This window comes from Streptomyces nodosus (assembly GCF_008704995.1).
GTDB lineage: Bacteria > Actinomycetota > Actinomycetes > Streptomycetales > Streptomycetaceae > Streptomyces > Streptomyces nodosus.
In genome coordinates this window covers 5,010,002-5,034,282 of sequence record NZ_CP023747.1, presented here as the reverse complement: position 1 = coordinate 5,034,282, position 24,281 = coordinate 5,010,002, and the positions used below count along the sequence as shown (strand labels likewise).

16 protein-coding genes are annotated in these 24,281 nt (G+C 73.0%); 7 read left to right on the top strand and 9 right to left on the bottom strand.

Annotated elements, in window-relative coordinates; translation table 11 throughout:
* Positions 1 to 230 precede the first annotated feature (230 nt).
* From CP978_RS22805 to CP978_RS22790, 4 genes are all read left to right on the top strand, one after another.
* On the top strand, positions 231 to 917 hold the full coding sequence (locus CP978_RS22805; protein ID WP_150478288.1) for a spermidine synthase family protein: 687 nt from the start codon (positions 231 to 233) through the stop codon (positions 915 to 917).
* A 111-nt stretch (positions 918 to 1,028) separates the two neighbouring features.
* Positions 1,029 to 1,766 carry a response regulator transcription factor gene (locus tag CP978_RS22800; RefSeq protein ID WP_043443820.1) on the top strand — a complete coding sequence of 246 codons (738 nt, stop codon included), beginning with the start codon at positions 1,029 to 1,031 and terminating at the stop codon, positions 1,764 to 1,766.
* A complete protein-coding gene (locus CP978_RS22795) occupies positions 1,763 to 2,869 on the top strand; it encodes a HAMP domain-containing sensor histidine kinase (protein ID WP_043443819.1) in 1,107 nt (368 codons plus the stop codon). The genes CP978_RS22800 and CP978_RS22795 overlap by 4 nt, the downstream gene beginning before the upstream one ends.
* A gap of 282 nt (positions 2,870 to 3,151) precedes the next feature.
* Positions 3,152 to 6,979, top strand: a complete 3,828-nt coding sequence (locus CP978_RS22790; protein ID WP_043443817.1) for a multifunctional oxoglutarate decarboxylase/oxoglutarate dehydrogenase thiamine pyrophosphate-binding subunit/dihydrolipoyllysine-residue succinyltransferase subunit — start codon at positions 3,152 to 3,154, stop codon at positions 6,977 to 6,979.
* An 88-nt stretch (positions 6,980 to 7,067) separates the two neighbouring features.
* Here CP978_RS22790 and fxsT read toward each other — a convergent pair whose 3' ends face one another.
* The 8 genes from fxsT to CP978_RS22750 all read right to left on the bottom strand — a co-directional run bounded on the left by fxsT (position 7,068) and on the right by CP978_RS22750 (position 20,636).
* On the bottom strand, positions 7,068 to 10,079 hold the full coding sequence (gene fxsT, locus CP978_RS22785; RefSeq protein WP_043443816.1) for an FxSxx-COOH system tetratricopeptide repeat protein: 3,012 nt from the start codon (positions 10,077 to 10,079) through the stop codon (positions 7,068 to 7,070).
* 151 nt (positions 10,080 to 10,230) lie between these two features.
* Positions 10,231 to 11,709 (bottom strand): aKG-HExxH-type peptide beta-hydroxylase, encoded by a 1,479-nt coding sequence (locus tag CP978_RS22780; protein ID WP_043443815.1) that lies wholly within the window; start codon positions 11,707 to 11,709, stop codon positions 10,231 to 10,233.
* Positions 11,709 to 12,935, bottom strand: coding sequence for an FxsB family cyclophane-forming radical SAM/SPASM peptide maturase (locus tag CP978_RS22775; protein WP_079162266.1), 1,227 nt, complete (start codon positions 12,933 to 12,935; stop codon positions 11,709 to 11,711). Before CP978_RS22775 ends, CP978_RS22780 begins: the two co-directional genes overlap by 1 nt.
* A 230-nt stretch (positions 12,936 to 13,165) precedes the next feature.
* Positions 13,166 to 13,375, bottom strand: a complete 210-nt coding sequence (gene fxsA, locus CP978_RS22770; RefSeq protein WP_043443814.1) for an FxSxx-COOH cyclophane-containing RiPP peptide — start codon at positions 13,373 to 13,375, stop codon at positions 13,166 to 13,168.
* A gap of 25 nt (positions 13,376 to 13,400) precedes the next feature.
* A complete protein-coding gene (locus CP978_RS22765; RefSeq protein WP_170307432.1) occupies positions 13,401 to 16,784 on the bottom strand; it encodes an SAV_2336 N-terminal domain-related protein in 3,384 nt (1,127 codons plus the stop codon).
* Between the two features lie 7 nt (positions 16,785 to 16,791).
* Entirely contained in the window at positions 16,792 to 17,850 is a 1,059-nt protein-coding gene (locus CP978_RS22760) for an AAA family ATPase (protein ID WP_043443813.1), read from the bottom strand.
* A gap of 111 nt (positions 17,851 to 17,961) precedes the next feature.
* Positions 17,962 to 20,163 (bottom strand): VMAP-C domain-containing protein, encoded by a 2,202-nt coding sequence (locus CP978_RS22755; protein ID WP_242647104.1) that lies wholly within the window; start codon positions 20,161 to 20,163, stop codon positions 17,962 to 17,964.
* On the bottom strand, positions 20,160 to 20,636 hold the full coding sequence (locus CP978_RS22750; RefSeq protein ID WP_043443812.1) for a CU044_2847 family protein: 477 nt from the start codon (positions 20,634 to 20,636) through the stop codon (positions 20,160 to 20,162). The genes CP978_RS22755 and CP978_RS22750 overlap by 4 nt, the downstream gene beginning before the upstream one ends.
* A 158-nt stretch (positions 20,637 to 20,794) precedes the next feature.
* Between CP978_RS22750 and CP978_RS22745 the strand changes: the two genes are divergently transcribed.
* The 3 genes from CP978_RS22745 to CP978_RS22735 all read left to right on the top strand — a co-directional run bounded on the left by CP978_RS22745 (position 20,795) and on the right by CP978_RS22735 (position 23,642).
* On the top strand, positions 20,795 to 20,974 hold the full coding sequence (locus CP978_RS22745; protein WP_028420339.1) for a DUF6104 family protein: 180 nt from the start codon (positions 20,795 to 20,797) through the stop codon (positions 20,972 to 20,974).
* A 720-nt stretch (positions 20,975 to 21,694) separates the two neighbouring features.
* The gene (locus CP978_RS22740; RefSeq protein WP_043443804.1) at positions 21,695 to 22,624 is read left to right on the top strand and encodes a DUF4097 family beta strand repeat-containing protein; all 930 of its coding nucleotides are present in this window, start codon (positions 21,695 to 21,697) and stop codon (positions 22,622 to 22,624) included.
* Position 22,625: 1 nt separating this feature from the next.
* Entirely contained in the window at positions 22,626 to 23,642 is a 1,017-nt protein-coding gene (locus CP978_RS22735) for a PadR family transcriptional regulator (RefSeq protein ID WP_043443802.1), read from the top strand.
* Between the two features lie 34 nt (positions 23,643 to 23,676).
* Here CP978_RS22735 and CP978_RS22730 read toward each other — a convergent pair whose 3' ends face one another.
* The gene (locus CP978_RS22730) at positions 23,677 to 24,240 is read right to left on the bottom strand and encodes a hypothetical protein (RefSeq protein ID WP_107070567.1); all 564 of its coding nucleotides are present in this window, start codon (positions 24,238 to 24,240) and stop codon (positions 23,677 to 23,679) included.
* Positions 24,241 to 24,281 lie beyond the last annotated feature (41 nt).

The following is a 24,281-nucleotide window of genomic DNA, read 5'->3' as shown; positions in this document are numbered from 1 at the left end:
ACCCTTCGTGTCCCTCGGGTCGCTGTCCACGACCGACGCCCCCGGGAGACGATGCACGGCGAGGGTCCTGCCGTTCCCCGAGCGGCGATGACGAGCGCCCGTTCGCGACCCCCGACCCGGGGCGGGCGCCCGGATGTTCTCCCGCATCCCGGGTCCGAGCGACCGCCGCGGACCCGGCCGACCGGGAAAAGCCCTGGTCAGCGGCGCCGCTCACGACCAAGATAGGGATCATGCCTCATCCGTACGACACCTATGACGCCCCCGAGGTCCTGGACCGTCGCGAGGGCCCGCACGGCGAGGTGGTGCTGCGGCGCCACGGTGAACTGCTCCAGATCATCGCCAACGGCTGTTTTCTGATGGACACCTCCGACGGGCGCTCGGAGCGGCTGCTCGTCGACGCCGCGCTGAACGCCCTGGACGGGCGGCCGGAGCCGGGCCTGCTGATCGGCGGACTCGGGGTCGGCTTCTCGCTCGCCCACGCGGCGGCGGACTCCCGCTGGGGAGGGATCACCGTGGTGGAGCGCGAGCACGCCATCGTCGACTGGCATCTGCGGGGCCCCCTGTCCGCGCTGTCCGCGACGGCGCTCGCCGACCCCCGCACCCGCGTCCTGGAGACCGATCTCGTCACCTACTTGCATGAGACATCGGACACGTACGACGCGCTGTGCCTCGACATCGACAACGGGCCCGACTGGACGGTCACGGACGACAACGGCGGCCTGTACTCGATGGCCGGACTGGCCGACTGCGCAAGGGTGTTGAGACCAGGAGGGGTACTGGCGGTATGGTCGGCACAGCCCTCTCCGGAATTTGAAAGAACCCTACGGAATGCCGGGTTCCGACAGGTGCGTACCGAAGAGGTTCCGGTTGCCCGGGGCGTTCCCGACGTCGTCCACCTCGCGGTCAGACCTGGATAGCCGACCAGCGGTAACTCCCCGTACCCTGCTTGCCTGACGCGGATCCTTCAAGCGTCAACGCAGTCATGGGATCACCCCACTGATTCCGGAAAGCAACCCCAGGGGCGGGCGATGGAGCAGACACACACCTCGCACAACGGCACGACGACGACCCCGGGCGCTCAACCGCGGGTCCTGGTGGTCGAGGACGACCCGACGATCGTCGACGCCATCGCCGTGCGCCTGCGCGCCGAGGGATTCCTCGTGCAAACGGCCGGCGACGGCCCGTCGGCGGTCGACACCGCCGAGGCCTGGCAGCCCGACCTGCTGATCCTCGACATCATGCTGCCGGGCTTCGACGGCCTGGAGGTCTGTCGCCGGGTGCAGGCGCAGCGCCCGGTGCCGGTGCTGATGCTCACCGCGCGCGACGACGAGACGGACATGCTGGTCGGGCTCGGCGTGGGCGCCGACGACTACATGACCAAGCCGTTCTCGATGCGCGAGCTGGCGGCACGGGTGCATGTGCTGCTGCGCCGGATGGAGCGCGCCGCGCTGGCCGCCACCACGCCGCGCAGCGGCAGCCTGCGCCTCGGCGAACTCGAGATCGACCACGCCCAGCGCCGGGTCCGGGTGCGCGGCGAGGACGTCCACCTCACCCCCACCGAGTTCGATCTGCTGGTGTGCCTGGCGAGCACCCCGCGCGCGGTGCTCTCCCGTGAGCAGCTGCTCGCGGAGGTGTGGGACTGGGCGGACGCCTCCGGCACCCGCACCGTGGACAGCCATATCAAGGCCCTGCGGCGGAAGATCGGCGCGGAGCGCATCCGGACCGTGCACGGCGTCGGCTACGCCCTGGAGACACCGACGCCATGAGCGACGGGCCGGCACCACGCAGGAGCCCCGGGGAGCCCTGGGGCGGTGTGCGCCCGTTCGCGATCAAGACCAAGCTCGGTGCGCTGGTCGTCATCTCGGTACTGATCACCACGGGTCTGCTGATGATCGCGGTGCGGACCCGGACCGAGCTGCGTTTCATCACGGTGTTCTCGATGATCGCCACCCTGCTGATCACGCAGTTCGTGGCCCAGTCGCTCACCGCCCCGCTGGACGAGATGAACACGGTGGCCCGCTCCATCTCGCACGGCGACTACACCCGCCGGGTCCGCGAGAACCGCCGGGACGAGCTGGGGGACCTGGCCCACACCATCAATCTGATGGCCGACGAGCTGGAGGCCCAGGACCGCCAGCGCAAGGAGCTCGTGGCGAATGTCTCGCACGAGCTGCGCACCCCCATCGCGGGTCTGCAGGCGGTGCTGGAGAACATCGTGGACGGCATCTCCGCCGCCGATCCCGAGACGATGCGCACGGCGCTGAAGCAGACGGAGCGGCTGGGGCGCCTGGTGGAGACCCTGCTGGACCTCTCCCGGCTGGACAACGGTGTGGTGCCGCTGAAGAAGCGCCGCTTCGAGGTGTGGCCCTATCTCTCGGGCGTGCTCAAGGAGGCCCAGATGGTGTCCTCGGCACGCGCGGGCATCGCCTCCCGCTCCGGCGGTCACACTCGTACGGACGTCCATCTGCACCTCGACGTCTCCCCGCCGGAGCTGAGCACCCACGCCGACCCCGAGCGCATCCACCAGGTCGTCGCCAATCTGATCGACAACGCGGTCAAGCACAGCCCGCCGCACGGCCGGGTGACGGTGAAGGCCCGGCGCGGTCCCTCCCCGCAGTCCCTGGAGCTGGAGGTGCTGGACGAGGGTCCTGGCATCCCGCAGTCGGAGTGGCACCGGGTGTTCGAGCGCTTCAACCGCGGCGCCGTCAGCGCTCCGCACGGTCCGGGCAGCGACGGCGGCACGGGCCTGGGCCTGGCGATCGCCCGCTGGGCGGTGGATCTGCACGGCGGCCGGATCCGGGTGGCCGAATCCGCACGCGGCTGCCGGATACAGGTCACCCTTCCAGGGGAGCCGTCTTCACCAAGTTGACGTAAAGTTCAAAGCGGAACAACAAGATCCATGTGCGCCGCCGCCGGTGGACACGTGTGATCAGGCAGAGCCCGGCGCGTCTCTCGCACAAGGCCGGGATCGTCCCATCCGTCTCAGGCCGAAACCGCGTTTGTTTCCCGCCATTTCCGCCCCTGAAACGCGCTTTCCGATGTGAGTTACGCGACGTTGGACGGGCCCGGACTGACCTTCCCGGTCAGGGAGGCGTAGCCTTGATTCCCGCTGTCCAATCACCTTGCGAAGCGGAAGAGGGCGGTTGCCGCCGTGTCGCCACACTCCCCCAGTCCTTCGAGTAGCTCGACCGACGATCAAGCCGGGAAGAACCCCACGGCCGCGTTCGGTGCCAACGAGTGGCTCGTCGACGAGATCTATCAGCAGTACCTCCAGGACCCGAATTCGGTAGACCGTGCCTGGTGGGACTTCTTCGCCGACTACCGGCCGGGGGCGGCTGCCTCCCCGGCCACGGCGGGTACCGCGGCTGCGGGGGCCGCGGAGACCACCGCCCCGGCACAGACCGCGGCCGCCGCACCGGCGCCCGTCGTCCCGCCCGCCGCACCCGTGGCGCCGCAGATCCCGGACGCACCGGCCGCTGCCGCTCCGGCGCAGCCGGCCGCCGCTCCCGCGCAGCCGGCCACCCCGGCCAGGCCTGCCGCACCCGCCCCGGTCGAGACCGCCGCGGCGCCCGCCAAGCCCAAGAAGGACGTAGCCGTGCTCGAGGCGCCCCAGGGCCCCGAACTGGTGACACTGCGCGGCCCCTCGGCCGCCGTCGCGAAGAACATGAACGCCTCGCTGGAGCTGCCCACGGCCACGTCCGTGCGCGCGGTGCCGGTCAAGCTGCTCTTCGACAACCGCATCGTCATCAACAACCACCTGAAGCGCGCCCGGGGCGGGAAGATCTCCTTCACGCACCTGATCGGCTACGCGATGGTCCAGGCCATCAAGGCGATGCCGGCGATGAACTGGTCGTTCGCGCAGAAGGACGGCAAGCCCACCCTCGTCAAGCCGGAGCACGTCAACCTCGGCCTGGCCATCGACCTGGTGAAGCCGAACGGCGACCGCCAGCTGGTCGTCGCGGCGATCAAGAAGGCCGAGACGCTCAACTTCTTCGAGTTCTGGCAGGCCTACGAGGACATCGTCCGCCGCGCCCGTGACGGCAAGCTCACGATGGACGACTTCACCGGGGTGACGGTCTCCCTCACCAACCCCGGCGGCCTCGGCACCGTCCACTCGGTCCCGCGGCTGATGCCCGGACAGTCGGTGATCATGGGCGTCGGCTCCATGGACTACCCGGCCGAGTTCCAGGGCACCTCCCAGGACACGCTGAACAAGCTCGGCATCTCCAAGGTCATGACGCTCACGTCGACCTATGACCACCGGGTGATCCAGGGCGCCGCCTCCGGTGAGTTCCTGCGCGTCGTCGCGGGCCTCCTGCTCGGCGAGAACGGCTTCTACGACGAGATCTTCGAGGCGCTGCGCATCCCCTACGAGCCGGTCCGCTGGCTCAAGGACATCGACGCCTCGCACGACGACGACGTCACCAAGGCCGCACGGGTCTTCGAGCTGATCCACTCCTACCGGGTCCGCGGCCATGTCATGGCCGACACCGACCCGCTGGAGTACCGCCAGCGCAAGCACCCCGACCTGGACATCATCGAGCACGGCCTCACCCTGTGGGACCTGGAGCGCGACTTCGCCGTCGGCGGCTTCGCCGGCAAGTCGCTGATGAAGCTGCGCGACATCCTCGGTGTGCTGCGCGACTCGTACTGCCGCACCACCGGCATCGAGTACATGCACATCCAGGACCCCAAGCAGCGCAAGTGGATCCAGGACCGGGTGGAGCGCCCGCACTCCAAGCCGGAGCGCGAGGAGCAGCTGCGCATCCTGCGCCGTCTGAACGCGGCGGAGGCCTTCGAGACCTTCCTGCAGACCAAGTACGTCGGCCAGAAGCGCTTCTCCCTGGAGGGCGGCGAATCGGTCATCCCGCTGCTCGACGCGGTGATCGACAGCGCGGCGGAGTCCCGTCTGGACGAGGTCGTGGTCGGCATGGCCCACCGCGGCCGGCTGAACGTGCTGGCGAACATCGTCGGCAAGTCGTACGCCCAGATCTTCCGCGAGTTCGAGGGCAATCTCGACCCCAAGTCGATGCACGGCTCCGGCGACGTCAAGTACCACCTGGGCGCCGACGGCACCTTCACGGGCCTGGACGGCGAGCAGATCAAGGTCTCCCTGGTCGCCAACCCCTCGCATCTGGAGGCGGTGGACCCGGTCCTGGAGGGTGTCTCCCGCGCCAAGCAGGACATCATCAACAAGGGCGGCACGGACTTCACGGTCCTGCCGGTGGCGATCCACGGCGACGCGGCCTTCGCGGGCCAGGGCGTGGTGGCCGAGACCCTCAACATGTCGCAGCTGCGCGGTTACCGCACCGGCGGCACGGTCCATGTCGTCATCAACAACCAGGTCGGCTTCACGGCGGCCCCGGAGTCGTCCCGCTCCTCGATGTACGCCACCGATGTGGCGCGCATGATCGAGGCCCCGATCTTCCATGTGAACGGTGACGACCCGGAGGCGGTCGTGCGCGTCGCACGGCTGGCCTTCGAGTTCCGTCAGGCGTTCAACAAGGACGTGGTGATCGACCTCATCTGCTACCGCCGCCGCGGTCACAACGAGTCGGACAACCCGGCCTTCACCCAGCCGCTGATGTACGACCTGATCGACAAGAAGCGCTCGGTGCGCAAGCTGTACACCGAGTCGCTGATCGGCCGGGGCGACATCACCCTGGAGGAGGCCGAGCAGGCCCTTCAGGACTACCAGGGCCAGCTGGAGAAGGTCTTCACCGAGGTCCGCGAGGCCACCTCGCAGCCGGCCGCGGCCACCGCGGAGGAGCCGCAGGACGGCTTCCCGGTGGCGGTCGGCACGGCGGTCTCCGCCGAGGTCGTCAAGCGGATCGCCGCCTCCCAGGTCAACATCCCCGACCACATCACCGTCCACCCGCGCCTGCTGCCCCAGCTCCAGCGCCGGGCGGCGATGGTCGAGGACGGCACCATCGACTGGGGCATGGGCGAGACCCTGGCGATCGGCTCGCTGCTGCTCGAGGGCGTCCCGGTCCGGCTGTCGGGCCAGGACTCGCGCCGCGGCACCTTCGGCCAGCGCCACGCGGTCATCATCGACCGTGAGACGGGCGAGGACTACACCCCGCTGCAGTACCTGTCCGAGGACCAGGCGCGCTACAACGTCTATGACTCGCTGCTGTCCGAGTACGCGGCGATGGGCTTCGAGTACGGCTACTCGCTGGCCCGCCCGGACGCGCTGGTGATGTGGGAGGCGCAGTTCGGCGACTTCGTCAACGGCGCGCAGACGGTCGTGGACGAGTTCGTCTCGTCGGCGGAGCAGAAGTGGGGCCAGACGTCCGGCGTCACCCTCCTCCTGCCGCACGGCTACGAGGGCCAGGGCCCGGACCACTCGTCCGCGCGCCCCGAGCGGTTCCTCCAGCTCTGCGCCCAGAACAACATGACGGTCGCGATGCCGACCCTGCCCTCGAACTACTTCCACCTCCTGCGGTGGCAGGTGCACAACCCGCACCACAAGCCGCTGGTGGTCTTCACCCCGAAGTCGATGCTGCGTCTGAAGGCCGCCGCGTCGAAGGCGGAGGAGTTCACCTCGGGCCAGTTCCGCCCGGTCATCGGCGACGACTCGGTCGACCCGGCCGCCGTGCGCAAGGTCGTCTTCACGGCGGGCAAGGTCTACTACGACCTGGACGCCGAGCGCCGCAAGCGCGGTGCGACCGACACGGCGATCATCCGGCTGGAGCGGCTGTACCCGCTGGCGGGTGCCGAGCTCCAGGCGGAGATCAAGAAGTACCCCAACGCCGAGAAGTACCTGTGGGCCCAGGAGGAGCCGGCGAACCAGGGTGCCTGGCCGTTCATCGCCCTGAACCTCATCGACCACCTGGACCTGGCGGTCGGCGCGGACATCCCGGCCGGCGAGCGTCTGCGTCGCATCTCGCGGCCGCACGGCTCGTCCCCGGCGGTCGGTTCCGCGAAGCGGCACCAGGCCGAGCAGGAGCAGCTGATGCGTGAGGTGTTCGACGCGTGAGCCACTGAGCCCGCGTGACGAAAGGGCCCGGCCCCGGGGAGGATTCCCCGGGGCCGGGCCCTTCGCCGTGTTCCGAGGGCGGTCCGTGTCAGGTGGTCTGGGGTTCGAAGTCCCAGAACGGGCGGCTGCGGGCGCGGGCCGAGATGGTGTGGACATGCTGCGGGCCGAGCGTCGCGGCGAGATCGGACAGCGCCTCCTGCTCCAGCTTCTCCGCCTGCCGCCCGTCCCGCAGTGAACGGAGGTCCGCGGCCCGGGCGATACGGGCGGAGAGGGTCAGTGGATGCGTCCGCCCCAGCACCTCGGCGGCCCGGGCGGCCGTGGTCCCGCTGAGTTCGGCCGCCGACTCCGGATCCCCGACGAGGCTGCGCAGGGCCGAGGCGTTGACCGCACAGCCCAGGGTCCAGGGGTGGTCCGGGCCCACGGCCGCGGTCATGTCCGTCAGCGCCTGCTCGACCAGGACATGGGCGTGGTCCCGCTCGCCCACGCCGCGCAGGATGAGGGCGTGGTTGGCGCGGGCTCCGGCGACGAAGGGATGGCCTTCGGCGAGCATCACCTCATAGCGGGCGATGGTGGCCTCGCTGAGCTCACGCGCCTGGTCGATGTCGCCGTGCTCGCGGGTGAAGCAGCTCTGGCTGACGGCGTACCGGAGCGTGTCCGGATTGGTCTCGCCCAGCACCCGCTCCGACTGTTCCAGCACATCGGCGAAGAGCTTCCCCGCCTGCTCGCGGTCGCCGCTGCGGTAGTGACAGCAGGCCAGGTTGTGCCGGGCCTTCAGGGTGTAGGGGTTCTTGGCGCCCAGCACCCGCAGCTGTTCCCTGACGTTCTTCGTCTGGACCGACTCGGCCTCGCCGTAGCGCCCCAGCAGGCGCAGATCGATGGCGTAGGAGGTCTCCGAGTAGAGCGTCCAGGGGTGGCGTGCCCTCAGCAACTGGCGTCGTGCCTCGAGGGTCCGGCGGTCGCTCTCCAGAGCCTCCTCGTAGCGGCCGAGCAGCACCAGGGTGGCCCCGAGGTTGTTCTGGGCGTTCAGGGTCCGGGAGTCCTGTTCGCCGAGGAGTTCGCGATACGCCGCCAGGGTCCACTGGGAGACCTGGAACGCCTCGTCGTAGCGGCCCAGGCCGCGCAGATCCGCGGCGAGGCCGCTCGACGCGCGGAGATGCTCCAGGTCCTGCGGCCCGCGCTCCTGGCGCAGATGGTCGACGGCGACCCGCTCGATGGCCTCGGTACGGGCGTAGTCGCCGACCGCGCGCAGCAGGTTGGCGTAGTGGTACGTCAGCTCCCAGATGCGCGGGTGGGCCTCGCCCAGCAGGGCACGCCAGGTCGCCAGGGCGCGCTCGCCGAGCTTGATCCCCGCCCGGTACTCGCCCGAGAAGTACATGTACCGCAGGCAGTTGAAGACCAGGCGCTGGATGGCGGGGTCGGTGCTGTTGAGGACGTCCGCGTACTTCAGATGGGGGACGATCTCCGCGTAGGCGGGCCACAGGTCCGGGTCCGTCGGTCTGCGGGGGTCCGCCGCCGCCAGGGCCTGCCGCACCACCGTGATGAACTCCTCGCGGTCCTCGGCCGGCATGTCCTCGCCGACGATCTGGTGCACCATGCGGTGCAGATACAGCGACTCGCCGGTGGCCGAGGGGTCGTCGGCGGTCGTGTCGTGGGACTCCAGGCGGACCACGGAGTACTGGCGCAGCTGGTTGATCGCCTTGTTCCACAGCAGCGGGTCGTTGAGCAACCCGGCGACCTGCTCCGGCAGTTCGTCGTGCGGCATCTCCTTGAGCAGCCGCACGGGGACGAAGCCGGGCGCGAAGAAGGTGCACAGCCGCAGCAGGTCCACGGACTCCGGGACGGTCTCACGCAGCTTGTTCAGCAGTATCGACCACGCGGTCTGGAAGGCGAGCGGGAAGTCCGCGGACACCTTGACCACGTCCTGGTCGATGCCGCCCTCCAGGAGGCCGATGTAGTCGTCGACCGAGAGATCGGAGTCGTTGAGCCAGCCGGCCGTCTGGTCCAGCAGCAGCGGAAGGTCCTCCAGGGCCTCGGCGAGCTGGTCGGCCTCGGCCTCGGTCAGCCGTGGGGCGCGGCGTCGGATGAAGGCCACCGACTCATAGCGCTGGTACACCGGCACCTCGAGCAGTCTGCTGTTGTGCTCGGTCCACTCCGGGTTGCGCGAGGTGATCAGCACATGCCCCGGGCCGGTCGGCACCAGGTCCCAGATCTGGTCCGGCTCGTCCGCGCCGTCCAGGACCAGCAGCCAGCGGGCGTACGGATCGCCCCGGCGCAGCGAGTCACGGACGGCGCGCAGGCGCTCGCCGTACTCCTGGCCCGTGGCGAGGCCCAGCTTCGGGGCGAGTTCGGCGAGCAGACGGCGGTAGCCGACCCTCTTCTCCGCGTTGACCCACCACACCACGTCGTACTCGGAGCCGAACCGGTAGACATACTCGGCGGCGGTCTGGGTCTTGCCGACACCCGACATGCCGTGCAGGGTGAGCACCCCCGCACCGGGCTCGGCGCCCTGCAGCAGGTGGTAGGCGTCGTTCAGCAGGGTCTCGCGGCCGGTGAAGCGCGTGTTGCGGCGCGGCACACCGCCCCAGACCTCGGGCATGGCGGCGGGGAAGCGCGGCCCGCGCCGGGCGTCGTGCGCGGGCTCTGACTGCGGCTGGGCGGGCAGGTCCAGCCGGTCCAGCAGCCGGCGCTCGGCCTCCTCGGCGCCCATGTTGGTCAGGTCGACGGCGGCGAGCACGGCGGACGCCGCGGGCACGGCGGACGTGGTGACGGAGACGGCGGCGAAACGGGACGGGTCGGGACCCACGACCGCGCGCAGGGCCGCGTTCCACTCCTCGTGGGTGCGCGGGCCCAGCTGGAAGTACCACTCGCTGACGACGATCAGGATGCGGCCCTCGGCGAGCTTCAGATCGCGCAGCAGGTCCTCGAGGGGGATCCCCGACGGGGAGTCCCAGCGCAGATACACCACCCGCAGACCCCGGCGCTCGAGCCGGTCGCCGATCCAGGCCGCCCAGGCCCGGTTGAACCCGGCGAAGCTGATCGTGACGGTCTGCCTCCCGGCCCCCTTCTCGGTCGGTCCGACCGGCGTACGAGCTCCGGACATGCAGCGGCCTCCCTGGCTCATCCCGAAAAATCCTAGAACCTAGGCGCCGTACTCCGGTAGGCCGCCGGGCGCGACCGGCGTGCGATGCTTCGGCTCTCTGTGCGTCGTGACGATCTTTGCGCAAGACGCCCTCCGCCACGGGGACCTTCGCTCATTCGGCGGGGGAGAGCGGGGACGCGTGGCGCTGTGTCCACAGGGTGCGGGCGGCCTCGACATACGCCTGCGCCCGGACCATATGACCACGCGGCGCCGGCTGTGCGGCCAGCCTCTGGTGGGTGGCGACCATCGCGTCCACGAACCGCCTTCCCACGGCGGTGAGCCGGGGCGAACCGACGAGGGCCGGCAGCGCCGCCCCCACCTGCGTCAGATAGCGCGCGTGCAGGGCCCACGCCGCCTCCCGGTCGGCGGGCCGTACGGCGGCCAGAGCGCAGCGTTGGTGGTGGTCCGCGAGCGCCAGATGCGCATAGGCGCCCTGGAGCAGACCGTCGTAGGGCCTCGGGTCCGGCCGCCAGGGGGCGAAGTACCGCTCGCCGGCATCGGCCTGATGGAGCACCACCATCTCGCCGAGCGCCGCGAGTTTGGCATGGTTCAGCTCGTGCACCAGGGTGGCGGCGAACACCGTCGCCGTCGGCGGGGTGCTGCTGAGCAGGGCCCCGAACGCCTCGCGACGCGTGGCGCTGCAGCTTCCGCCGCCTCCTTCGCCGGTGGCGGTGCCCGGCGGGGCGGCCAGCGGGACCAGGCAGCGCAGCAGGGTGACGGCCTCCACGAGCCGGCTCTCTCCCCCCAGGGCCAGCGCCCCGGCCGTGCCCGCCCAGGCCTGCGCCCAGCGTTTGCGCTCGGGCTCGTCCAGTGTCGCCGGGCCGCTCATGGTGCGGTGGCGTCGCCCGCCGCGGGCGGTGCGGTAGGGGTCGAGGTCGTCCAGGGGCATGGGGGCGGCCCCGGGGACGAGGCCCGGCAGGGCATAGGCGGGGGTCCAGGCGAGCGAGCCCGACCAGGCGCCGATCCCGTTCTCCGGGTGCACCACGACGTCCTGGGCGCCGCGTTGCCGCACCGTCAGCCGGCCCCGCCGGTGGACGACCTCCACCACCGCGTCCCCGCTCTCCGCCGTGTGCAGCGCCCCGAGGGACGGCAGCGCCAGCACTCCGTCCCGGGCCGTCAGCCGTACGGTGAAGGAGATCCCGGCCCGGGCCGCCGCCACCGCGGCCACGGCGCCGAAGTGGGCCAGGTCCCGCGCGAGTTCCCGGGCGCGCTCCTCGTCCGGCGGCCCCGCTCCCGGGTCCAGGCCGCGCAGACAGCGGCCGGCCCAGGGGCCGATCAGGGGGTGAAGCAGCCGGTCCCGGGCGGGTGAGCGGCGGGCGGTGGACGCGGAGTGCGGGGGCCCGGGGGTGCCCTGGGCGGGTTCCGTCCCTCCCCCGTCCGCCGCCACCAGCAGCGCCCAGTCCTCGCGCATCCGCGCCCGCGCCCGGGGCGGGCACAGGGTGTCGTCCGCGCCGTCCACCGCGTCGAGGACCGCGCGCAGCGTCAGCAGTCGTCGGGTGTCCTGGTCGCGCACCAGGAGCGCGAGGGTGTCGGGGCCGCCCTCGGTGCGGCCGAGTTCGGCGAGGGCCCGGCCGGTGACCGCCGGAAGCATCACGGGGCTCTCCCTTCCCCTGGGACGGCGGGGGCGGACGCCCGGGGCGCCGTCGCGCCGTCGGCGAGCCGCTTCGCCACATGGCGGATGAATCGCTGAAGGTCGGTGCAGTACACGGAGGGATGGGCGAAGCCGTCCCCGGCTCGGTAGCGGTGGGCGTACTGGCCGCCTCCGCAGACGGTGAGCAGGGGACACGCCCGGCACCGCGCGGCCAGTGCGGCGGCGCCCGCCTGCCGTGCCGCGACGCCGGGATGGCGCAGCGCCTCGTCGAAGGAGTGGCGGAACACGTCGAGGCCGGTGCGCGCGGCGCCCTCGTACGCCGATTTCAGCGAGTCCACCTGCTCGATGGACCCGTCCGTCTCCACCACCACCGCGTCGAACGGTGCCAGGCCGAGCGACTCCGTGGCGGCCGGCAGCCCCAGCAGCAGCGCCAGGCATTCCTCGAAGAGACGTACCCGGGTCTCCCGCCGTCCCGCTCCCCACCAGCGGTCGAAGACGGCGCACAGCCAGTCGCCGTAGGGGGTGCCGGTGCCGTCCAGATACGGGGGCGGGGCCGACCAGTTCCCGTGCGGCAGCAGCAGATCCAGGGCCGGGGGGCGCAGTGCGAGCAGGGACTCGTAGGTCTCCAGCGGGTCCAGGGCCGGGTCCACCACGGTGAGGATCCCGGCGTACGCCTCGGGGAACCGGTCGGCGACCAGGCGGGCGCCGCGCGCGGCGGCGGGCCAGGAGGGTCGGCCCGCGCGGTCCAGGCGCCGCGCGTTGTGGGCGGGGAGGCCCCCGTCGAGGCTGATGCCGATACGGATGCCGTGCCGGGCCAGGGTGGCGGCGCGCTCCCCGGTGAGCAGGGTGGCGTTGGTCTGCACGACGGGGTGGACGGTGCAGCCGGCCGTGACCCGGTCGCGGACCAGCCCGGTGAAGCGCGCCAGTGTCTCCGCGCCCGCCAGCAGCGGCTCTCCCCCGTGCAGGACCAGCGACAGCCCCGTCAGGCCGTGGGCGTGGGCGTGCTCCGCGATGCGGTGTGCGGTGCGCTCCAGCACCTCGGCCGAGGCACCGGCCGGCCGGTCCTGCCAGGTGTGGTCGGGGCCCTCGTACAGATAGCAGTAGCGGCAGGCCAGATTGCACCGGCCGTGGACCTTCACGATGAACTGCCGGAAGGGGAAGGGGCCGTCGCCTCCGGCGGGGCCGGGCTTCTCCTGAGGGTGCGGGGGAGCGCTGTACGACGACACTCCAGCACCCCCATGCCGTACGGCACGTGCTCCGGCGGTACCGCCGCCGGGCCCGGCCCGCTTGTCCGCAACGGGCACATGCCTCCCCGGGGCCGGCGCAAACGTCCGGCGTCCGCAGCGGACCGGCCGAGCGCGGAATTCGACCGAAACCAGTGCCTGCGAGCGGCGTCCGCGACCGAAAGCAACCGCGTCGGCGCCGCTCTCCGGCGTCGCCCCGGCCTCCGCTCCCCCTACAGGGAGCTGTTGAACCCCCACAGCATCTCGCTCGGCCGTGCCGCCCGGTCCCGCAGTTCCTCCAGCACCTCACGCAGCACCGGATGCTCGACCGTCCTCAGCTCCCCCAGATCCAGCTCCAGCAGGTCGGGCAGCGGCTCCCGCGTCCGCTCCTCCGCCGCCTGCCCGTCCGGCGCCCCGAAGGGCGCTCCGTCCGGTACGCCCATGGCCCGTCCCTCCCGTTCGCCCCGCTCACTCCAGTTCCGCCAGGCGTTGCGCGGTCTGCCGTGCCGTCGGTTCGCCCGCGCCCACATGGTCCTCCGGCAGCCTCGCCCACTCCGCCCGGGCGGCCCGGTACGCCTCGCGGGCCGCGCGCGGACGGGCCGCCGCCTCGTAGGACATACCCCGCCAGTGGTGTGCCTGAGCGCCGAGTTCGACGGTCTCCTGTCGTCGCCGGTCGGTTTCCGCCTCCTGCTCGGCCTCCCGGGCCGCCTCCGCGGCGGCCCGGAACGCGTCGACGGCCTCGTCCAGGCGGGAGGGGCGCCCCAGGGTCTGATACGCCTCGAACTGCACCTGGCCCGCCTCCAGCCGGCAGCGGGCGGCCAGCAGCGGATCGTGTGCCTCCCCCGCGGCGAGCCCGAAGAGGTGCTCGGCCTCGCGCAGATCCACCCGGTCGCCCCGGGCCCGGTAGCGGAGCATCAGCGCCCGGCCCAGCAGCAGCAGGCGGTAGGCGAGGTGCGGGCTGCCCGCCGGGGTCTCGGTGCGGCAGTCCCGCAGCACCCGGATCGCCCGGGACAGCGGCTCCAGGGTCCGGGAGCCGGTCTCCAGGGCGGCGCGGCGCAGCAGTGTCTCGCCCCACTCGGCCAGCACATCGGCGTGGGCGGGCGCGTCCCGCGACATCCGCTGGGCGGCCCGGGCGAAGTGGCTTGCGGCATCGAGGAGTTCATCCGGTTCGCCGGTCTCGGCGTAGCGGGCCGCCCCGATGCGTCCGGCGCGCACCAGGAGGGCGGCGCGCAGGCCCTGCTCCCGGGTGAGCCCCAGCGCCTCGACGACCCGTGCCTGGGCCTCGTCCGGGGCGCCGCCGGCGCCGAGCAGCGCGTCCACCAGGTCGAGGAGGACGCGGACCCGTTCGCGCGGCTCCTGCACCGGGGATTCGCCGTCTCCCCCGGGGACGTTCTCCAGCGCGCCGCGCAGCGACTGCGCGGCCTGTCCGGCGTAGCGGCGGGCCTGTTCGGGGTCGGCGGTGACGCCCGAGAGGCGCAGCAGGATCCGGCCGTGGGCTAGCGGCAGTCCGGGGGGCCGGTGGAGCGGGTCGGGCCAGGCGTCGGCGAACGCCTCCAGCATGCCGACGGCGCCCTGGAGCAGCGCGCTGTCGCCGCCGAGCCGCCACTGCGACTCCAGTGCGCCGACGCGCTCCAGGGTGAGTTCGAGGGCCTCCTCCTCGTCCAGTTCGGGAGCCGCGCAGGCCACGGCGTACTCCCGGTCCGCGCGGCGCAGCAGGTCCAGTGCGCCACGCCGGTCGCCGTGGCGTCTGCGGTCGGTGGCGGAGGCGCTCAGCACCCGGGCCAGCACCGCCCGTTCCCGCAGGGCGCGGGGGTGGGCCACGGCCCGGTCCGCCGCGGTCTCCGCCTCGCGCAGCAGTTCCGCGCCGCCCAGCACCTGCCACAGCCGCAGGGCGGCATGCGCGTACGCGGCCCACAGCTCGGGGTCGGTGCTCCCGGCCGGCTGATGCTCCGTGGCGCCCCGCAGCAGCTGCACGGCGTCGATGAGGTCCTGGATCATGCCCTCCCGGTCGAACCGCTCCACCAGGGAACGAGCCCGGACGACCGCCCGGTGCGGGGGGCGTGCCGTGGGCGGCCCCGCTCCTTCCCGGCTCCCGTAGAGAGCCGGTTGCCGGGGCCCCGGCATGAAGCGCTCCAGGACCCGCGCGGCCACCTCGGCGAAGGGCTGGGGGACCGGGGCCGCGCCGCCGTTGTCGCCGTTCTCCTCCGGATACGCCGTGTCGGGCGCGTAGGGACGTGCCGGGCCCCCGTCGCCGAGCTGCGCCAGGGCGAGGGCGGGGAAGTTGGGGCCGCCCTTCCCGAAGCGCTGCTCGATGTACTCCGAGCAGTGTTTGAGCACCAGCACGGCCTCGTCCCGGCCGAGCGGGGACAGCAGGGACTCCTGCACCCCGGGCGCGAACGCGTACCACTGGACGCCGTCGGTGCCGTGGTCCTCCCCGGTCCGGGTGAGCAGGCCGCTCAGCAGCACCTCGGCCAGTTCGGACGGCCCGGATCCGGGCAGCATGGTCCGCTGCACCAGTTGCATCACCGGCAGGCACAGCGGGGCGGCGGCGAGATAGACGGCCAGCCGGCCCGCGGCCGGGGAGGCGGTGGAGCGGAAGCGGCTGACCAGTTCGAGCGCCGAGGGGCGGCGTCCGGGCCGCGGCGCAGGGGCGGGCGGCTGATCGGCGCGCACCCAGCCCACGGCGCCTGCCACCGGTCCTGAGCCCGCCCCGGACAGCAGCCGCGCCCAGGCGCCCAGGGCCACCGGCTCGGGCGGCAGCACCGGCACCGGGAGGGCGCCCTGCCGGGCCTGCGGGGGCGGGCCGCCCGGGGTGCGGACCCGGAGCGCGGTGGCGCCGCCGAGCGATTCCCCGCGGGTCAGCTCGCCATGGCTGACGGGCAGCCGGGTGCGGTTCCACATGCGCTGCGGAAGCGGCTGGAGCACCGCGGCGGGAGCCTGCCGGGCCAGCTGGTGCAGCAGCCGGTGGGCGTGCCCGCTGCGCCAGAGGGGGCCCGCACAGTCGCTGACCAGCAGGGTGATACGGCGGCCCGTGGGGTCGCTCAGCCGGTCGGCCGAGTGCAGCGGGGCGCTGCCCGGCTCGGGGCTGCGGCTGACCGCGGGCGCGCCGTCCGGGCCCTGGTGCAGATAGCTCAGCTGGATGTCCCGGAACGCCCCCAACTGGCCGAACACCTGGATGAGTTCGGCGAACATCTGGTCCCACACCCGCATCGACGAGGAGACGTCGAGCACCATCTGCAGCCGCGCGTCAGCCCGGGTGACCGCGCGGAAGACGGGCAGCACCAGACCGCCGGCCCGGGCGCTCAGCTCCGCCGTCGCCGTTTCGTCGAGCACCGACCTCAGCGGTGGCGCGGCGCTCCGGTAGCCCTGTAACGGCCGTAAGGCGCGCTGGAGTTCGAGGGGGCTGGGGAGAGCGGGGGCGACGGGCACGCCGACCGGCAGCGCCGAGGTCCGCGTCCTGCCCCGGCCGTGCTCCCTGCCGTGCGGGGGCACCGGGTACAGGGCGACGCGCGGGTGGCCCTCCCCCTGGTACGGCAGCGGTTCCGGCGGAACCGGGCGGGAGCGCGGCGGTTCGGTGATCGTGCCGCCGGAGAACCGGGTCCGGGCGGGTGGGACGCCCGGACCGGCGGGCCCGGGCGGCTGCTCCTGCGCGGGCTCCCCAAGAGGCACCGGACGGGTCCAGCGGGCCAGCCAGAGCGCGTCGCACAGCTGCACCCCGTCGGGGTCGAGGCCGATGTCCCGCAGCACGGCGACCAGTTCGGCGATCGGGTCGCCCGCAGAGGGGACGGGAGGTCCGGCGCCGGGCTGCTCGCCGCGCCGGTCGGGACCATGACGTGCCGTCGCGTCGGGCATCAGCGCCTCACCTCGGCCGGTCGAGTCGCTGGATGAGCAGATCGGCGAGGCGGTCGCGGCTGGGCGGGGCAGCCGCGTCGGTGAGGTAGATGGCGTTCAGCAGCTGGTCGGCGGCGAGGAGTTCGCTGCGCGACCGCTCCAGGAAGCGGCTGATCAGATCGTCGCCCGCGCGGGCCGCCTCGTCGCCGAGGTGGGCGCGTACGAAGGTGGCGAGCCGCGTGTGGTCGGGGCGGCCCAGCTGGAGGTGGATGCACCGGCGCATCAGCGGGGCGGGGAAGTCGCGCTCCCCGTTGCTGGTCAGGACGACGAAGGGGAAGGCACGGCAGCGCACCCTGCCGTCCCGCACCCGGGCCCTGGTGCCGTCGGCGGTGAGCACCTCGGCCTCGCCGTCCGGCAGCCGGTCGGCGAGGCGCTCCAGCTCGGGGATCGCGAACTCCCCCTCCTCCAGCACATTGAGCAGGTCGTTGGGGAGGTCGATGTCGCTCTTGTCCAGCTCGTCGATGAGCAGCACGCGCGGGGTGTCGGAGGGCAGCAGGGCGGTGCCGAGGGGGCCGAGGCGGATATAGCTGCCGATGTTCTCGGCCGCGCCGGGCGAGCCCGTCCCGAACCCCTGGCCTCCCTCCGTGGGCGGCGTGGCACCGCCGTTGCCCTGGGCCGCGATCTGCACGTCCTGGAGGCGGGCGATGGCGTCGTAGTGATAGAGGCCGTCCTGGAGCGTGGAGCGGCTGACGATGGACCAGCGCAGGACGTTGCCGAGCCCCAGCTCGTAGGCGACGGAGTGGGCGAGGGTGCTCTTGCCCGCCCCGGGGCTGCCGGTGACCAGCAGCGGGCGGCGCAGATACAGCGCCGCGTTGATCATCTCCAGTTCCTCGGCGCCGGGCCGGTGCAGCTCGGCCAGATGACGGTGCGCGCCGAGCCTGCGGTCCTCGGACCCCTCGCCGCCCGTGCCCGCCGCCGCGTCCCGGCCGGTGAAGTCCCGCCACGGAGGGGGCGCGGGCAGCCGGTCGATCCCCTCGTGGGGTTCGCCGGCGCCTCGGTAGATGAGCCACTCGCTGGATTCGCTCATGATCCGGTCCTCGTCGTCACTCGTCCGCCTCGGCAGCCGTGGAACGTGCTTCACGGTATCGATCCGCAGGACACCTGGTAAGGGCGCGGTACGGCCTCGGGTGCGGTCCTCTCACGGCGCCTCCAGCAGCTCGTCGCTTCCCGGCAGCGGCCGGTGCGGATCGTCGTAGAGCAGGGCGATGCCGTCGGCCCAGTAGGTCTCCGCCCGGCCCGCGCGCAGCCCCGCCCGCAGCTCGTACACCAGCTCCGGAAGCCGTTCGGCGCCGCCCGCCCCGGCGACCGTGTCGCCCGCCCGGCGGTGGAACTCCCCGCACACGGCGTCCTTCTGTCCCCGCCAGCGGCGCCACAGCGCCACCCCGAAACCGCCGTGCACGATGCGCGCGAGTGCCGCGGTGTCGTCCTCGAACCGTCGGTCGCCGTAGCGGCACAGGATGGGGACCGCGCCGCGGGACAGTCCCCGCAGCCGGTCCAGGGAGGGGAGGGGGACGCGCAACCCGTCGTCGCAGTCGAGGACTTCGGGCCGGCTGTCGTGCACATGGACCCACCGCCAGCGGGCCTCCCGCTCCCGTTGCTCCTCGTCGACCTCGAAGGGCTCTTTCTCGAACGCCTCGAACGCCTCGAACTCCTCGGCGCCGGGCCCCCGGTCGCGGTCGGCGCAGCGCACCACGACCGGGCGTTCGGCGCCGAGCGGGCGGTCGGCCGCCCCCGACCGCCAGCCGTCCACGGGGAGTCCGAGCAGTGTTCGGGGCAGTGCGACCTGGAGCACGGCGGGCCGTCCCGGCCGGTCGCAGTGGCGGAAGGCCTCCGCGAGCGGTCCGGTGAGCGCTCCCGGCAGCTCGGTCAGCGACAGCCGCTCGGCCTCGGCGAGGCGGACGACCTCTCCGTCGGGGCGGGCCACCGAGATCCGCCCGTCGCAGCGGTCCGGTTCCCAGCCCCGCTGGACGAGTTCCAGCAGGGCGAAGGGGCGCAGTGCCTCATCGAGGGCGTACGCCTGGGGGTGCGCGGGCTCGGCGCCCACCGCCGGGTCGTGCACCGGGGCGGCCCGGGCGGGCGCGAGGCCCGGCGGCTCGTCCGTGCCGTGCCGCGGGGGCAGCGGGGCGGGGGCGGTGCGCCGCCGGAGCAGTTCGATCCGCTGCTGGGCCAGGGCGCGGCGGTACCGCAGGCCGAGACCCTCGGCGTGCTGCCGCACCCACTCCCACAGGGCCTGTTCCGCGTCGCCCGTACCGGGCGTCTCGAAGGGCCGCTCGGCGGCCATGACCCCCATCGCGTAGTGGAGCACGAGTTCCAGCGCGCCGTCCTGACGGGCGCCCTCGTAGAGCGCGCCCAGGCCGTCGCGCCAGCCGCGCGGAGCCGGCTGCGGGATCGCGTCCCTGAGGTCAGGCAGGGTGTCCAGGACGTCGAGCAGTCCACGGGTGCTGACCGGCGGCGGCAGGTCCGCGAGGCGGCCCAGCAACTGGATCCGCTCGTCGGGGCTGAGCGCGCGTCCGGGCCGTGCGCCGAGCCGGCCCTGCACGTCCGCCCAGGTGGGACGGTCCGAGTCGGGGTGCCGCTGCCGGTCCCGGTGGTAGCGGTCATGGGCGTGGAAGACGGCCTGGTAGAGATCGCCGTGCTCACTGCGTATGCCGTCCCGGGGCACGGACAGCGCCCGCAGCTGCTCGATCCCGGTGGAGGTGCCCCCGTCGCCGCGGTCCGACCTGGACTTCAGGACGCCGATGACCTCACCGCGCAGCGGGTCGATGACGGGCCCTCCGGAGACCCCCGGGGGAAGGTCGTTGTGGCCGAGGCGCATCTGCACCCCCGACGACCACCCTCCCAGGGTGCCCTGCACCGAGAGGGGCCCGTCCAGAGCCTGCAGCCGGCCGCCCATCGCGGTCCAGCCGGCGTAGTACACCCTGCCCTCGCCGTAGTACGCGGCGGGGCGTTCGGAGACATAGACGCAGTCGTGGTCGACGGGCTCGCGGAGCTGGACCAGGGCGAGGTCCGGGGTCGGCCAGTTGCCGTGCCCCGCGGCCCCCGGGTGCTCCGGGAGCGTCACCGCGACGGAGCCGGGCACGGCGGACCAGTCGTGCCCCGGGCCGGTCCCATGCACCACGGTGACCTCGCCCCCTTCCCCGCCCAGTGCCACATGCGCGCAGGTCAGAACCCAGTTCGGCGCGATGAAGAACCCGCTGCCGAGAAATGTGCCGGGCTCGTCGAGGGCATACCCGACCCCCGGCCGATGGATGCGCACGGTCGCCGCCATGACGAGTTCACGCAGTGCACGGCGGGCCGCGTCGAGGCCGCTCGATGCGCCCGGGGCGTGCCCGTCCGTCATGTTTCGTCCCCAGCGCCGGCGTCACCGGTGCCGCCGTGCACCCGAGCGCCGGGAGACGCGCCCCCGGACGGCGCGCTGTCCGGCGCGCCGGGGGCCGAGGGCGCGTTCCCGGGCGCGTCGGGAGGCGGGGGGCCACCGTGCCAGGTGAGGGTGACCGTGATGCCGGCCTTGGTCTCGCCGTCCGCGAGCAGTCCCACCACCTTGCCCGCCTTGGCGGTCAGCTCGATCCCGAACTCCACGCTGACCTCGTCCGGCCGCACCGCGCGCAGCGGCCCGGCCAGCGAACGCGCCACGCTGGTCACCACCGAGTGGAGGCTCTCGACCCGCGCCTCCACCCGGTCGGTGAATCCCGTGTCCGTGTACGACAGCTCCCCGGACGGCGCCGACAGCTCCTCGGCCCCGGATATCCGGGCCCACACCGGTGTGCCGTCCGGCATCTCGATACGGGCCGTACGCGTCGATCCCTGCGCCATGGCATCCCCCGTCCCCCGTGATCCCAGTCGTCGGTGCGCAGGCTAGCGACACCGAGGGCTTCGCGCGAGAGTCCCGCTCGCCCACCGGGCCGCCGCGCTCCCGCCTATCCTTTTCCTGTCCCCTCCCACCCCCTTCACCCACCCACGGAGCACCACCGATGTACTTCACCGACCGCGGCATCGAAGAGCTGGAGAAGCGGCGCGGCGAGGAAGAGATCACCTTCGAGTGGCTCGCCGAGCAGCTTCGTACCTTCGTCGACCTCAACCCGGACTTCGAGGTACCGGTGGAACGCCTGGCGACCTGGCTGGCCCGGCTGGACGACGAGGACGACGAGTAGGTCTTCCCGACCGGTACGACGGGGCCGGGCCCGGGGCCCAGGGTCGGGCTGCTGCGGACCGTGGCCGAGCGCCGAGGACCGTTGCGAGCCGCCGAGGGCCGCTGCTGGCTGCGGCTGGCTGCGGCTGGCTGCGGCTGGCTGCGGCTGGCTGCGGCTGGCTGCGGCTGGCTGCGGCGTCGGACGCCGGTCGTGGCCATGTCCACGGGCAGTGAGCCGGGCACTGGCACGGATCGCGCCCGGGCCCGGTCGTCGCCGAGCACCGCGCCCGGCCCGCTCCCGGCGTCCTGACACTTCCTCGGCCGACGGTCCTGCCCGGCCCCGTCCCGCGTGTGCCGTGCGCACGGGACGGAGGCCGCCGCCCTTCTCCGCATGGCACCACGCGCCCAGGACCGCGGACGGCGACCTCCCCGAGCCGCCCCGCCACTACCCCCTGCCCTGCCCCGGTTCCACCCGTACCGGGCCCGAAGGCACCTCCGGGCCGTACGCATCCGCGCGTCCCCCCACGGCCCCCGGCCATACACCTGTCACCGGCGCCCAGAGACGCGCCGCTCGCCCCACCGGCAGGGTCCCGTGCCCGACGGGTCGTCAATCTCTCTTCCGGCGGGTCCCCGGAAGGGGTGGGACTCCTTGACTTTCCCGGCCCGCGATATATCGTGAAATGAAGAAGACGCGATATGGCGCGTTGCAGCACACCGCGTCCCGGCCGAGGAGGTCAACACCATGTCCGAGTGGTCCGTCGCAGAGCCGAGGAAGCTCACCTTCGACGCCCCCGTGACGGCACTCCATGTACGCATCGTCAATGGGACGGTCAACGTGGTGGGCACCGACGAGGGTTCCGCGCGTATGGAGGTCTCCCGGATCGAGGGCCCGCCGCTCACGGTGACCCAGGAGGGCGGCACCCTCACCGTGGCGTACGACGACCTCCCCTGGAAGGGCTTCCTCCAGTGGCTCGACCGCAAGGGCTGGCGCCGCAGCGCGGTCGTCTCCCTGGCCGTCCCGGCGTCCACCCGTGTGGAGGTGGGGGTGGTCGGGGCCGACGCCATGATCTCCGGGATCGACGGCGGCGCCGAGGTCAAGGGCGTCACGGGCGGGACGACCCTGGTCGGCCTCTCCGGTCCGGTCCGCGCCACCACGGTGTCGGGGAGCGTGGAGACCCAGAACGTCGCGGGTGACCTGCGGCTCAACTCCGTCTCCGGCGATCTCACCGTCATCGAGGGCGCCTGCCCGTCGGTGAAGGCCGACTCCGTGAGCGGCTCCATCATCCTGGACCTCGACCCCGCGAGCGGCCCCACCGACGCCCGGCTGACCAGCGTCTCGGGCGAGATCGCCGTCCGCCTCCCCCACCCGGCCGACGCGGAGGTCGAGGCGAACACGGCGAGCGGGCTGGTGTCCAACGCCTTCGACGATCTGCGGGTGACCGGCCAGTGGGGCGCGAAGAAGATCACGGGCCGCCTGGGCGGGGGCAACGGACGGCTGAAGGCGACCACGGTCTCCGGCTCCATCGCCCTGCTCCGCCGCCCGCCCGCGGAGGAGCAGCCATGGGGCGCTCCCCCCGAGGACGCCCCCGCGCAGGACGGCGACATCACCGTCCCGTCCGATCGTTCCTCCCATGGCACGACCGGTGGTCCGACCGAGCAGAAGGGGCTCTGAGATGCCTCCCGTCTTCGCCCATGGACGACTGCGGCTCTACCTGCTGAAGCTGCTGGACGAGGCGCCCCGCCACGGGTACGAGGTGATTCGGCTGCTGGAGGAGCGCTTCCAGGGGTTGTACGCGCCCTCCGCCGGCACCGTCTATCCCCGGCTCGCCAAGCTGGAGTCCGAGGGACTGGTCACCCACACCTCCGAGGGCGGCCGCAAGGTGTATGCGATCACCGACGCGGGCCGCGCCGAGCTGGCCGACCGCAGCGGCGAACTGGCCGACCTGGAGCTGGAGATCCGTGAATCGGTCGCGGAACTGGCCGCCGAGATCCGCGCGGACGTCCGGGGCGCGGCAGGTGATCTGCGCCGCGAGATGCAGGCCGCGGCCTCCGAGGCCCGCCAGGGCACCAAGGGACACGGCGGCCCCGGAGAACCCTCGGAGGGCGAGGCCTGGCACACCGCCAAGGAGGAGATGCGCCGCGTCAAGCAGGAGTGGAAGGAACAGACCCGGCGCGCCAAGGACGAGAGCCGCCGGGCCCGTGAGGAGGCCCAGCGGGCCCGCCGCCAGGCCAAGGAGGCGCAGGAGCGGGCGCGCACCCAGGCGCAGGAGGAGGTGCAGCGCATCGCGCGACGGGTGCAGGAGCAGGTGCAGGACACCTTCACCCGGGGCGACTGGCCGACCGGTGTGCGCGAGGGCCTGTCCGAACTGGCCAAGGAATTCGGCGATTTCGGAAAGGAGTACGGCTTCGGCCGCACGGGGACCCCGGACGCCTCCGGGGCGGCGGAACAAGCGGAGTACTCCACGACCCCGGAGGAGTTCCCCGGCAGATACGAACCGTCCTGGGCGCACGAGGACCTCTCGGGCGATCCGGCCCGCGTCCTCGACCGGCTCCTGGACCGCTTCCGCGACGACATCCGTGACGCGGCCCGCGACCATGGTGTGACGGAGGAGCAGCTCCGCGAGACCCGCCGCCATCTGTCGACCGCCGCGGCGCACATCGGGGTGACCCTGCGGTCGGGGAAGGTCTGACTCCGCCCTCAGGAGGTCCGGCCGTGGCCGACCCTCAGGTGCACTGCCACAGGAAGCGCCCTTCCCCGGCGTCCGGTGCGACGAAGGCGTAGCCCACGCCGGAGTCACCGAAGTCGACGGGGAAGGGCAGCCGGCCGGAGTCCAGCTGGACCACCAGACTCCAGCCGTCGCCCGGGGTCTCCTCGCCCTGGAGCCAACGGGGTTCGATCCCGGGCCCGCCGAAGAACTGCCAGGCGTGCCCGTCCGGGTCGGTACCGTCCTCCCCGGCCGGGCGCGGCAGATGGTCGGCGCCCGCCGTCGGCCCCTCCGCCCGGGACTCCACGGTGACAAAGCCGGGGAGGCGCCCACCGGGCTGGACCAGCAGGGCGTTCTCGCCGCCCTCCGGGTCCCAGGTTCCGTCGACGGACACACCGCCGTCGTCCCCCGTCATGAACAGATAGCCCAGCCCACCGCCCGCCAAGGAGAACTGCCCGAGGAACCGCATGGGTGCGCCGGTCGCCCGCGACAGCGGCCACTGCGGCTCCGCCAGCCACACGGGCTGCCCGCCAAGCTTGGTCACCGCCTCCCGGACGGGCGCCGCCGCGGGGGCGAATTCCACGGGCTGAGGCTCGGACGGGGCGGACGACGGGCTCTGGGACA

Coding starts and splice junctions, on each gene's coding strand:
- CP978_RS22765 (WP_170307432.1), bottom strand. CDS start 16,784: ATGCCCGACGCGACGGCACGTCATGGTCCCGACCGGCGCGGCGAGCAG.
- fxsA (WP_043443814.1), bottom strand. CDS start 13,375: ATGGGCGTACCGGACGGAGCGCCCTTCGGGGCGCCGGACGGGCAGGCG.
- CP978_RS22735 (WP_043443802.1), top strand. CDS start 22,626: ATGCCTCCCGTCTTCGCCCATGGACGACTGCGGCTCTACCTGCTGAAG.
- CP978_RS22780 (WP_043443815.1), bottom strand. CDS start 11,709: ATGCTTCCGGCGGTCACCGGCCGGGCCCTCGCCGAACTCGGCCGCACC.
- CP978_RS22740 (WP_043443804.1), top strand. CDS start 21,695: ATGTCCGAGTGGTCCGTCGCAGAGCCGAGGAAGCTCACCTTCGACGCC.
- CP978_RS22760 (WP_043443813.1), bottom strand. CDS start 17,850: ATGAGCGAATCCAGCGAGTGGCTCATCTACCGAGGCGCCGGCGAACCC.
- CP978_RS22800 (WP_043443820.1), top strand. CDS start 1,029: ATGGAGCAGACACACACCTCGCACAACGGCACGACGACGACCCCGGGC.
- CP978_RS22805 (WP_150478288.1), top strand. CDS start 231: ATGCCTCATCCGTACGACACCTATGACGCCCCCGAGGTCCTGGACCGT.
- fxsT (WP_043443816.1), bottom strand. CDS start 10,079: ATGTCCGGAGCTCGTACGCCGGTCGGACCGACCGAGAAGGGGGCCGGG.
- CP978_RS22795 (WP_043443819.1), top strand. CDS start 1,763: ATGAGCGACGGGCCGGCACCACGCAGGAGCCCCGGGGAGCCCTGGGGC.
- CP978_RS22755 (WP_242647104.1), bottom strand. CDS start 20,163: ATGACGGACGGGCACGCCCCGGGCGCATCGAGCGGCCTCGACGCGGCC.
- CP978_RS22745 (WP_028420339.1), top strand. CDS start 20,795: ATGTACTTCACCGACCGCGGCATCGAAGAGCTGGAGAAGCGGCGCGGC.
- CP978_RS22750 (WP_043443812.1), bottom strand. CDS start 20,636: ATGGCGCAGGGATCGACGCGTACGGCCCGTATCGAGATGCCGGACGGC.